Source organism: Mesorhizobium sp. WSM4816, assembly GCF_055811535.1.
This window is the reverse complement of sequence record NZ_JBVVQR010000038.1, coordinates 47,412-57,179: the sequence shown is the minus strand read 5'-3', so window position 1 is coordinate 57,179 and position 9,768 is coordinate 47,412. Positions and strand designations below refer to the sequence as shown.

Genomic DNA, 9,768 nt, shown 5'->3' with positions numbered 1-9,768 from the left:
GGGTGGGGCTCGACCGGGCTTTTGCGTTGCGTCCTTAGCGGACGCTGGCAACCGCGCCGGAGCGGCCGTCGTTGATCGTTACCCAGGCGCCCGAATTCTGGCTCGATTGGCGCTTCAGATAGGTGTAGTCGGTGTTGGTCCAGGACAGCACCCTGGTTTCGAGATTGTCGAGGATGAACTCTCCGAGGCTGGTGCGCACGGTCAGCACCGCGTGGCCGTCTCCGTTCGGCTGGCGCGCAACCGTCATCAGCAGGTCGCCGGCCGGAACGCCGATGTTCATCAACGCGCGGCGCTTTTCAAGCGCATAGTCCTCGCAGTCGCCGAATTCGCTGTTGGAATAGGACCAGACCTCTTCCTTGCCCCACAGTTCCATATCGGTGCGCGGCGCGATCCTGCTGTTGACCGAATTGTTGATGCTCACGATCTTCGCCCACAGCTTGCGGGTCAGCTCGATCGGCGCCTGCTTCGGCGTCCGCTGATTGCATTCCTGCGGGATCTTCTGGCAGAACTCGTAATGGCCGACCGGCTGTGTGGTGCGGCTGCCGGTGTGCATGAAGGCAGGTCCCGCTGCATACGCTGTCCCCCAGGCGGTAAGCTGCGTCGCCATTGCCAAGAGCAACAGCTTGCCCCTCGTCTTCTTCATCGTCCAGTCTCCCCGTTTGAGGAGACAATGACACGATTGGATTTATTCGACGCAAAGGCCCGAAGTAGACATTAAGTAAAACGCCCATAGAATAAACATAAAATTTGAATCATTTCAGTATAAAATTGTTGAGGTGGTTTTCGCCGGGATCACATCGGCGCGGCGCCTTGGCGCGGCATCGGTGGCAGGCTGCGTTGACCGGCGTTCCAACAAAAAAACCGGCCGAAATGGGCCGGTCGATTGGGGGAATGTGCGCTGTTTGTCAGGTGCCGGATGCGTTGAATTCGGAATCGAGCGTTTCCGGCCGCTGGATGACCGCGAACTCGATGGCGATGCCGTCCTCGAAATGGCGCACCACCTGGCCGCGCATGGTGCCCAGCATGACCTGGATGCCGATTGCCGGCTTGACGTCGATCTCGACCGCGGCGCCAGAAAGCGACAGGTCGATGATGCGGCACTGGTACTGGCGCCCGTCGCCGAGCTGAAGCACGCTGGTCGGATTGCGCGGCGCCACGCGTTCGTGGCGGCGGTCTTCCGGCAGATCGAGCTCGTGCTTGTTGGCAAGCCAGGTCAATTGCGCTGCAAGCTTGTCCTTCTTGCGTTCCGACGCGATGACCGTCATCGCGAAACCGTCCTGCAAGATACGGGTGACGACGCCTTCGATGCGGCCGATGTGATCGATATAGGCGATGACTTTCTCGCCCGGCATGCCGATGCGCTCGGTGCGAAGCGCTACATTGCCCGGCGACATGTCGACCACCTGGCACGGATGTTCGGTGCGATCCTCCAGCATGAAGCGTCCATAGATCTTCACGCGGACGCGCTGAAAGTTGCGCCTTTCAGCTTGGGACGGCGCGGTGTCGACCGCCGCTGACCTCATGACTGCCTACACCCCGTTTGGCATTCCGCGCGTTGATGCGAGGAACTTCGCCGGAAAGCTACAGCGAAGCGGGTTAACAAAGGGGAAAGCCTGACGCCGCTACTTTAGGATTTTGGATCATTCCCCGCGCCCGCCGTCGAATACGACCAGATGACGGATGCGGCGTGCCTGGCCGAGCGCCGAAATCGTCTGGGACGGATCGAGTTCCGACGGGACAAGCGAGGGAACGTCGATGGCCGGCCGGTTCTTGAGGAATTTCGGTTCCTTCTCCGGATCGACGAGACGGATCGAATCGATCAGGGCGTCGGCGATCGGATCCGCGCCCAGCCAGAAGGGTTTTTCAGCGGCGCTTATCACGCCGAGGCAGCGCGGATTGTCGACGCCGCCGTCGAGCGGCAGGGCGAGCAGCTCGAACTTGCTGGAACGGTCGGTGCGGCTGAAACCTTCATAGGTGATGAGCACGACGGATTTTTGATCGAAGACGCCCTGGATCAGTTTCGAGATAAGCCGCTGGTCCTTCTCGCGCCACAGCGAGGGAAAGGAAAACCCCTTGAGTTCACGGCCATAGACCGCGCAAAGCCTGGTGCCGGCGAGCCGGAATACCGCTTCGCCGCGCGTATCCTTTTCCAGGATGAATGTGTCGGCCAGCAGCGACTTGATATCGGCCGGCTCGACTTCCGAACGCTTCGGGGCAGGGCGCCCGTCACGCAGCCGGTTCCAATAATGGAACAGCGTGATCGATCCGTTCTGGTTCATGTTATGCTGCTCCGCGCAATCTGTCGTCTGATGTCCCATCGGTGAACAGAAGGGCGCCCTCCGAGGACCTACATGCGTTGCGGAGCAGGATGCGTGCCAGCATCGTTAACACTTGTTCACGGGTCGGGGCCGTTAAGGTTAACAATTGGTTTACGTTGCGCTCCGCCCAGGCCCGTGGCACGTTAAAACCACTCCAGAAGCGGTCGTTTCGCAGCGATCGGCAGCATTTCAGTCAAGAGTTTGGGGGAGCATGGGGGCTCGACCAGCCGTTCAAGGGCAACCTTGGACGGCTTCTTTTTGATTCGCGCCAATTTTGATTCGCGCCGTTTTGATTGCGTGGGGCGATTCGCCCTTTGTGAATCGGGTGACCGTGATCTACATGCTCGCCAAGTCGAAACCAGCGACTGAGTGCGAGCCATATGAGCGAACCAGCAAGCCCCTCGGAAATCGAACAGGGCAAGGGCGGACCTGTCGGCCATGAGCCGGAGCCGCGCCGCGAGCCGGTGTTCAACATGCCGCCCGTTGTGCTGGCGGTGATCGGCATCTGCGTCGTCCTCTATCTCATGCAGGAGTACGTGCTTAGCCAAAGCCAGCTGCTGACATTGTTGTACGATGCGGCCTTCATTCCAGTTCTTTATACTGGCCAATATGGCTTCGACTGGTTCCTGTTATCCCGGCCCTTCACTTATGCCTTCCTGCATGGTGGCTTTGCTCATCTGGCCGTCAACATGGTGTGGCTGGCGGCTTTCGGCTCACCACTGGCGAACCGCTTCGGCGCGCTTCGTTTCAGCCTGTTCTTCGCTGCGACGGGGCTGGCGGCGGTGGTGCTGTTCTGGGCAGTGCATCCGCTCGGCGAGGCGCCGCTGGTCGGCGCATCGGGGGCGATTTCCGGCATGATGGGGGCCGCCGCGCGCTTCGGCTTCCGCACCGACCGCTCGTCTGGCAAAGCCGCCTTCGCCGGCGCGCCGCTGCCGATGGCGGCGGTGTTCCGCTCGCGCGGCGTTGTGACTTTTCTTGCCATCTGGATGGTGATCAATCTCGCCACCGGCCTCGTTGCCTTCGCGCCCGGCATCGACAGCCAGATCGCCTGGGAGGCTCATATTGGCGGTTTCGTCGCCGGCTTCTTCGGCCTGCGGGCTTTCGATCGGCGCCAGCAGGCGGATGAGTTCGGCGCTTAAGCCTCGCCGCACTTGAAAAGCAATCGATCGCGGCGCACGATGTTCACTACTAAGCAAGCCGGTCAGGGCAGGAACCGGCAAGTAAAACTGAGGAGGACGCCATGACTGTTAAGGCAATTCTCGAGCAGAAGGGCCACGACGTGTTGACGCTCGGGCCGAACGAAAAACTGAGCGAGGCCATTCGCATCCTGGCCGAGCACAGGATCGGTGCGCTGGTCATCACCAATGGTGATCACAAGATCGTCGGCATCCTTTCCGAGCGCGACGTCGTGCGGGTCCTCGCCAGGGAAGGGGCCGCCGCATTGGATATCGCGGTGCGTTCGGCGATGACCCCCAAGGTGAAGATCTGCAATGAGAACCACACCGTCAACGAGGTCATGGAGATCATGACCAGTGGCCGTTTCCGCCATCTGCCGGTGGAAAAGGACGGCCTGCTCGACGGCATCGTTTCGATCGGCGACGTAGTCAAGCGGCGCATCGAGGATGTCGAGCGCGAGGCCGCGGAGATCAGGGCCTATATCGCGACGGCGTGAGATCGCCAGCAAGTTTTGTCGAAGTCGGCGCCGCCCCTCATCGCCCTGCCGGCCCCTTCTCCCCGTATAGTGACGGGGAGAAGGGGCCGGCCGCAGCCTTGGCGGCTTTTCTTGCTACAATGGAGATTGGCGAAATCGTTGATGCAGGCGCCCCTCTCCCCGTCGCTATACGGGGAGAGGATGCCGGCAGGCAGGTGAGGGGCAGCGCAAACGTTTCCAATAACGGTTGCCCCACCAGCCTGCGGCTTCACGCTTGTCTCCTTCTGCGGTTTGCATTAGCGGATGACTTCACTTTAAACGTCGAATTCACGTGAATTCCGTCACCGATAACGCGCAGGCCACCATGACCCTCATCGACACCCGCACACCCGACGCCAAGCGCCTGATATCAGGCGCCACCGGCGACTGGGAGATCATCATCGGCCTCGAGGTCCATGCGCAGGTGACCTCGCAGGCAAAACTGTTCTCCGGCGCCTCGACGGCGTTCGGTGCGCCGCCAAACGCCAATGTCAGCCTCGTCGATGCGGCGATGCCGGGCATGCTGCCGGTCATCAACGAGGAATGCGTCAAGCAGGCGATCCGCACCGGCCTCGGGCTGAAGGCCGAGATCAATCACAAATCGGTCTTCGACCGGAAAAACTATTTTTATCCCGATCTGCCGCAGGGCTATCAGATTTCACAGTTCAAGCAGCCGATCGTCGGCGAAGGCAAGGTGATCGTCTCCGTCGGTCCCGACCGGCAGGGCGAGTTCGAGGACATCGAGGTCGGCATCGAGCGCCTGCATCTGGAGCAGGATGCCGGCAAGTCGATGCACGACCAGCATGCGACGATGTCCTATGTCGACCTTAACCGCTCCGGCGTGGCGCTGATGGAGATCGTCTCCAAGCCCGACATGCGATCCGCCGACGAGGCCAAGGCCTATGTCACCAAGCTGCGCACCATCGTGCGATACCTCGGCACTTGCGACGGCAATATGGACGAAGGCTCGCTGCGCGCCGATGTCAACGTCTCGGTGCGCCGGCCCGGCGGCGAATTCGGCACGCGCTGCGAGATCAAGAACGTCAACTCGATCCGCTTCATCGGCCAGGCCATCGACTACGAGGCGCGCCGCCAGATCGCCATCCTCGAGGACGGTGGCAAGATCGACCAGGAAACGCGGCTGTTTGATCCCAACAAGGGCGAGACGCGCTCGATGCGTTCCAAGGAAGAAGCGCACGACTACCGCTATTTCCCGGATCCCGACCTTCTGCCGCTGGAATTCGACCAGGCCTATGTCGATGCGCTGGCAAAGGATCTGCCTGAACTGCCCGACGCCAAGAAGGCGCGGCTGATCTCCTCGCTCGGCCTGTCGACCTACGACGCCTCGATCCTGGTGTCGGAAAAGGCGGTCGCCGACTATTTCGAGAAGGTGGCCGCTGGTCGCGACGGCAAGCTTGCCGCCAACTGGGTCATCAACGATCTGCTCGGTGCCTTGAACAGAGCTGGCAAGGGTATTGAAAATGCTCCGGTTTCGCCCGATCAGCTCGGCGCGGTCATTGACCTGATAAAAGAGGGCACCATCTCCGGCAAGATCGCCAAGGATCTGTTCGAGATCGTCTGGAACGAAGGCGGCGATCCGCGCCAGCTGGTCGAAAGCCGCGGCATGAAACAGGTCACCGACACCGGCGCCATCGAAAAGGCGGTCGACGAGGTGATATCAGCCAATCCCGACAAGGTCGAGCAGGCGCGCGCCAAGCCGAGCATGGCCGGCTGGTTCGTCGGCCAGGTGATGAAGGCGACTGGCGGCAAGGCCAATCCGCAGGCCGTCAACGACCTCGTCAAGGCCAAGCTCGGGATCGAATAGGATGATGTTCGTTCGCACCGCTGGCGAGCGCGATCTTGCCGCGGTCCGGGCGCTGCTGGTCGAAACGTGGCACGCCACCTACGACGCCATCTATGGTGCTGCCAAAGTCGCTGAGATAACCGATGAATGGCATTCGATCGCCTCGCTCAAGGCGCGGCTGATACGGCCGAACTCCGAATTCCTGGTCGCAGACGACGGCAAGCGCATTGGCGGCATGGCGTTCGCCGCAGCCACCACGGATGCGAGGATCGTCATGCTGAACCAGCTCTACGTGCATCCGGCCTGCCAGAGGCAAGGGATCGGCCAGGCGCTGCTGGAAGAGGTCGAGGCCAGCTTTCCCGAGGCGCGGACGCTGCGTGTCGAAGTGGAAGAGGCAAATGCTCCCGCCGTCGCCTTCTATCGCTCGAAAGGGTTTTTGCCGGCCGGGAACACTGCTGACTGTGGCGGTGGCTCAGGGCTGCCGGCGCTGATTTTGGAAAAGGCGATCGAATAGATTTGCCTGGCCTGACAGGTCGCAGTCAGTTGCGTTTTTACGGGGCTGCGCCGGTCGTTTGCGGGCTGAATTGCGGAATCGCGGTCCGCAAAAAACACGCCCGCAGGTCGAAATTCACCAGTGGCTAACGCTGGGGCAAAAAAGCATGGTGCGACGCACAAAAATATTGCAATGCACTGCAGATGCCGTAACGTCAGGTTCTAGATGAACGAGACGGCCTTTCTACAAAGGCCGCCCACCGCAAAGGATGGAAACTATGACCAAGACCGCTGATAAAACTGCTGAAAACGTTGAGAATGCAGAAGTCCAGACCGAGGTAACCGATCAGTTCCGCGCCGTCGCCGAAAAGGGCGTCGAGCAATCGAAAGAAGCCTTATCGAAATTGGCGACCGGCGCCGAGGCGACCCAGAAGGCTCTTGAGTCATCCTTCGAAACAGCCAAGACCGCCAGCAATGAGCTGTCGCTGAAGACGATCGCCGCTTTGCGCGCAAATGTTGAGGCCAGCTTTTCTCACCTCGAAGCCCTGGTTACCGTGAAATCGCCCTCCGAGTTCGTCGAGCTGCAGACAGACTTCTTGCGCAAGCAGGTGGAAAAGACGGTCGAGCAGAGCAAGGAGCTTCAGGCGGCGGCGACGAAAGCCGCTGAAGACGTATCCAAGCCAATCAAGGATGTCTACGAGAAGGCGATGAAGGATCTCAAGGTCGCCTGATTGGCCCTGATGCCTGATTGGCCCTAAGGCATGTCGCGCAAAAGCACGCCCTCGGGCTTGAACCGAGGGTGCGAAGCGGTTTTGCAATAACGACATGCATCAAAGCAACAACTTGAAGCGCGTCGCATGAATCCATCCAAACGGCACGCGCTTCAGGCGGAGGGAACTTCCACATTGTCGATCAGCCGGGTCTTGCCCAGCCAGGCGGCTGCGAGCAGGCGTCCGTCGCGGTTTGGCCGCCACGGGGCGAGCGTCAGGCTCTCGCGCGCCGCGACATAATCGACTTTTTCGAAGCCGGCCTCGACCAGCGCGCGGCTGGCCTCGGCGGTCGCGCTGCCTTCATCCGCGCCTGCCGCGAGTGCCGCCGCCGTTCGGCGCAAAATGGCGTTGAGCTGGCGCGCCACCGCGAGTTCGGTTTCGCCGAGATAGGCGTTGCGTGACGACATGGCGAGGCCATGCGCGTCGCGTATTGTTGGCGCGCCGATGATGTCCACCGGCAGATCAAGATCGCTGCAGAGCTGCCTGACGACGCAAAGCTGCTGATAATCCTTTTCGCCAAAGACCGCGCAGTCGGGCGACGCCTGCAGGAAGAGCTTTGCCACGACGGTTGCGACGCCGTCGAAGAAGCTCGGCCGGAAATCCGATTCCAGCCCGGCGGCTGGCCCGCCGACCGAGATCCTGGTGGCGAAGCCGGCCGGGTACATGTGCGCCACACCAGGGGTGAAGGCAAGTTGTGCGCCGGCCTCGGCCAGCCGGTCGAGGTCGCGGCCGAGCTGGCGCGGATATTTGTCGAGATCTTCGCTCGGCGCGAACTGGGTCGGGTTGACGAAGATCGAGACGACGCAGCGATTGGCCTTCTCCAGCGCGATCCTGATCAGCGAGATATGGCCGTCATGCAGCGCACCCATGGTCGGCACCATGGCAAGGCTGAGGCCATCGCGACGCCAGTCGCGGATTTGCGCGCGAAGGGCGGCGACGCTGTCGATGACGAGAGGTCCGCTCATGCTTCGCCCCGGCTCACGGTTCGCTCTTGTCGGCTGCGGCCAAATAAACGTGGCTCGAGCCGGGGAATGTCCGGCTGCGCACCTCCGCTGCATAGCTGGCTGCCGCTTGCGATATGACGCTGCGCAGGTCGGCATATTGCTTGACGAATTTCGGCACCCGGTCGACGGTCAGGCCGACCATGTCGTCGATGACCAGGATCTGGCCGTCACAGTCGCCGCTGGCGCCAATGCCGATGGTTGGAATGGAAATGTGCCGGGTGAGGTCGGCGGCGACGGTCTCGACGGTGCCTTCGATGACCACCGAAAACGCGCCGGCTTTTTCGACCGCTTCGGCGTCGCGATAAAGCGCAGCCACATTCTCGTCGGTCCGGCCCTTGATCCTGTAGCCGCCGTCGCTTTCCACCGATTGCGGCTGCAAGCCGATATGTCCCATGACCGGAATGCCGGCAGCGACAATCGCCGCAATCTGTCGGGCAACTGTGACGCCACCCTCCAGCTTGACGGCCTGGCAACCGGTTTCGCCGACAATCCGCCGCGCCGAGGCGACGGCTTGGCGCGCCGTTGCCTCATAGCTTCCGGCCGGCATGTCAACCACCACGCAGGCCCTGGCTGCCCCTCGCATCACCGCTTGTCCGTGGGCGATCATCATCTCCAGCGAGGCGCCCAGCGTGGTCTTGTGGCCATGGAGAACCATGGCCACGCTGTCGCCGACCAGAAGCAGGTCGACATGATCGTCGAGCAGGCGAGCGATGGGATAGGTATAGGCGGTGAGGCAGACGATCGGCTCGCCGCCCTTGCGCAGGCGAATGGAGCTGGCACTGATCCGCGGATCGGCGCCGGATGCGTCTGGGGCCATCATTCCCTCCCTCAACCGTCAATCAGGCTGGGTACCTGCATGCGGCGCGCTGAGCTTTAGAAAGACCAGGCAGCCTTGGCAAGGCATGCCTCGACAGGACGCGAAAGACTTGCCACGATGCGTCGGTTTTCCGACGGCCATTTGCACGGGCTCATGCGGCAAAACCCTTGCCTTGGCGATGGCCTGACGCCATAAGCAGGAAACAGGCGCCGCCGCTGTCGCCACCGCGGGGATTTGCCACGGGGATTTTGGATGAAGACTTTCCTTCTGCAGTTTTTCACCTGGTGGAACAGCCAGACGCTGGGCACGCGCTTCCACACCTGGCGGCATGGCAAGAAAGTCGGGCAGGACGAGGCTGGCAACGTCTACTACGAGGGTGGTGTCGATTCGGAAGGCCGCACCCGCCGCTGGGTCATCTATCGCGACTATTCGGAAGCCTCGATGATTCCGCCCGGCTGGCATGGCTGGATGCATCACCGCTTCGATGTCCCGCCGACGAGCGACACCTACAAGCCACGCGACTGGCAGAAGCCGCATCAGCCGAACCTCACCGGAAGTGTCGCGGCCTATCGCCCCAAGGGCTCCATACTCAGCAATCAGCACCGCCCGCAGGTGACCGGCGATTACGACGCCTGGACGCCGGGGTCGTAAGAGACGGTTTCGAAATTCGCTCTGGCGAGTCATATGGTGGTGGTTTCGAGAACCGGCGCGGAGCGGACATTAGAGCGCCGCGCGTCGAAAGGACGCGCGGCGCTGTAGGTAAGCGCAGAAAGTGCCGTCAGATGGCCGCCAGAGTAGAGTTTCCAAACGGTCTCTAACCGCTCGCCAAGGGCGGATCGATCCTTTATCGCCACAATTGGCGTTTAGCAGCTT

General features: G+C 61.5%; 11 protein-coding genes. 6 read left to right on the top strand and 5 right to left on the bottom strand.

Annotation, left to right across the window (positions count from 1 at the left end; genetic code table 11):
* Window positions 1-34: 34 nt before the first annotated feature.
* The 3 genes from AC0L3H_RS27815 to AC0L3H_RS27805 form a co-directional block, all read right to left on the bottom strand.
* Window positions 35-643 carry a transglutaminase-like cysteine peptidase gene (locus AC0L3H_RS27815; RefSeq protein WP_023798174.1) on the bottom strand — a complete coding sequence of 203 codons (609 nt, stop codon included), beginning with the start codon at window positions 641-643 and terminating at the stop codon, window positions 35-37.
* Between the two features lie 262 nt (window positions 644-905).
* Window positions 906-1,523 carry a PilZ domain-containing protein gene (locus AC0L3H_RS27810; RefSeq protein WP_027154470.1) on the bottom strand — a complete coding sequence of 206 codons (618 nt, stop codon included), beginning with the start codon at window positions 1,521-1,523 and terminating at the stop codon, window positions 906-908.
* A gap of 117 nt (window positions 1,524-1,640) precedes the next feature.
* Complete coding sequence (locus AC0L3H_RS27805) at window positions 1,641-2,279, bottom strand: PAS domain-containing protein (protein ID WP_091591271.1); 639 nt, start codon at window positions 2,277-2,279, stop codon at window positions 1,641-1,643.
* A gap of 419 nt (window positions 2,280-2,698) precedes the next feature.
* Here AC0L3H_RS27805 and AC0L3H_RS27800 point away from each other — a divergent pair, with 419 nt between their 5' ends.
* From AC0L3H_RS27800 to AC0L3H_RS27780, 5 genes are all read left to right on the top strand, one after another.
* Window positions 2,699-3,457: a rhomboid family intramembrane serine protease gene (locus AC0L3H_RS27800; RefSeq protein WP_473587603.1), complete on the top strand. Its 759-nt coding sequence runs from the start codon at window positions 2,699-2,701 to the stop codon at window positions 3,455-3,457.
* A 101-nt stretch (window positions 3,458-3,558) separates the two neighbouring features.
* Complete coding sequence (locus tag AC0L3H_RS27795; protein WP_023798170.1) at window positions 3,559-3,990, top strand: CBS domain-containing protein; 432 nt, start codon at window positions 3,559-3,561, stop codon at window positions 3,988-3,990.
* Between the two features lie 343 nt (window positions 3,991-4,333).
* Window positions 4,334-5,833 carry an Asp-tRNA(Asn)/Glu-tRNA(Gln) amidotransferase subunit GatB gene (gatB, locus tag AC0L3H_RS27790; protein WP_023798169.1) on the top strand — a complete coding sequence of 500 codons (1,500 nt, stop codon included), beginning with the start codon at window positions 4,334-4,336 and terminating at the stop codon, window positions 5,831-5,833.
* Window positions 5,834-5,837: 4 nt separating this feature from the next.
* Window positions 5,838-6,326: a GNAT family N-acetyltransferase gene (locus AC0L3H_RS27785; RefSeq protein WP_473587604.1), complete on the top strand. Its 489-nt coding sequence runs from the start codon at window positions 5,838-5,840 to the stop codon at window positions 6,324-6,326.
* Window positions 6,327-6,582: 256 nt separating this feature from the next.
* The gene (locus AC0L3H_RS27780) at window positions 6,583-7,035 is read left to right on the top strand and encodes a phasin (RefSeq protein ID WP_027154463.1); all 453 of its coding nucleotides are present in this window, start codon (window positions 6,583-6,585) and stop codon (window positions 7,033-7,035) included.
* A 152-nt stretch (window positions 7,036-7,187) separates the two neighbouring features.
* On the opposite strand, the gene panC is transcribed toward AC0L3H_RS27780, so the two are convergent.
* Together panC and panB are read right to left on the bottom strand one after the other, a co-directional pair.
* The gene (panC, locus tag AC0L3H_RS27775; RefSeq protein ID WP_473587602.1) at window positions 7,188-8,039 is read right to left on the bottom strand and encodes a pantoate--beta-alanine ligase; all 852 of its coding nucleotides are present in this window, start codon (window positions 8,037-8,039) and stop codon (window positions 7,188-7,190) included.
* Window positions 8,040-8,052: 13 nt separating this feature from the next.
* The gene (gene panB / locus AC0L3H_RS27770) at window positions 8,053-8,895 is read right to left on the bottom strand and encodes a 3-methyl-2-oxobutanoate hydroxymethyltransferase (RefSeq protein ID WP_473587601.1); all 843 of its coding nucleotides are present in this window, start codon (window positions 8,893-8,895) and stop codon (window positions 8,053-8,055) included.
* 252 nt (window positions 8,896-9,147) lie between these two features.
* On the opposite strand from panB, the gene AC0L3H_RS27765 reads away from it, so the two are divergent.
* Window positions 9,148-9,546, top strand: coding sequence for an NADH:ubiquinone oxidoreductase subunit NDUFA12 (locus tag AC0L3H_RS27765; RefSeq protein ID WP_473587600.1), 399 nt, complete (start codon window positions 9,148-9,150; stop codon window positions 9,544-9,546).
* The last annotated feature ends 222 nt before the right edge of the window (window positions 9,547-9,768 follow it).

Bases quoted from the DNA above. Each gene is read 5' to 3' on its own strand.
- AC0L3H_RS27815 (WP_023798174.1), bottom strand. From the start codon at position 643: ATGAAGAAGACGAGGGGCAAGCTGTTGCTCTTGGCAATGGCGACGCAG.
- AC0L3H_RS27810 (WP_027154470.1), bottom strand. From the start codon at position 1,523: ATGAGGTCAGCGGCGGTCGACACCGCGCCGTCCCAAGCTGAAAGGCGC.
- AC0L3H_RS27805 (WP_091591271.1), bottom strand. From the start codon at position 2,279: ATGAACCAGAACGGATCGATCACGCTGTTCCATTATTGGAACCGGCTG.
- AC0L3H_RS27800 (WP_473587603.1), top strand. From the start codon at position 2,699: ATGAGCGAACCAGCAAGCCCCTCGGAAATCGAACAGGGCAAGGGCGGA.
- AC0L3H_RS27795 (WP_023798170.1), top strand. From the start codon at position 3,559: ATGACTGTTAAGGCAATTCTCGAGCAGAAGGGCCACGACGTGTTGACG.
- gatB (WP_023798169.1), top strand. From the start codon at position 4,334: ATGACCCTCATCGACACCCGCACACCCGACGCCAAGCGCCTGATATCA.
- AC0L3H_RS27785 (WP_473587604.1), top strand. From the start codon at position 5,838: ATGTTCGTTCGCACCGCTGGCGAGCGCGATCTTGCCGCGGTCCGGGCG.
- AC0L3H_RS27780 (WP_027154463.1), top strand. From the start codon at position 6,583: ATGACCAAGACCGCTGATAAAACTGCTGAAAACGTTGAGAATGCAGAA.
- panC (WP_473587602.1), bottom strand. From the start codon at position 8,039: ATGAGCGGACCTCTCGTCATCGACAGCGTCGCCGCCCTTCGCGCGCAA.
- panB (WP_473587601.1), bottom strand. From the start codon at position 8,895: ATGGCCCCAGACGCATCCGGCGCCGATCCGCGGATCAGTGCCAGCTCC.
- AC0L3H_RS27765 (WP_473587600.1), top strand. From the start codon at position 9,148: ATGAAGACTTTCCTTCTGCAGTTTTTCACCTGGTGGAACAGCCAGACG.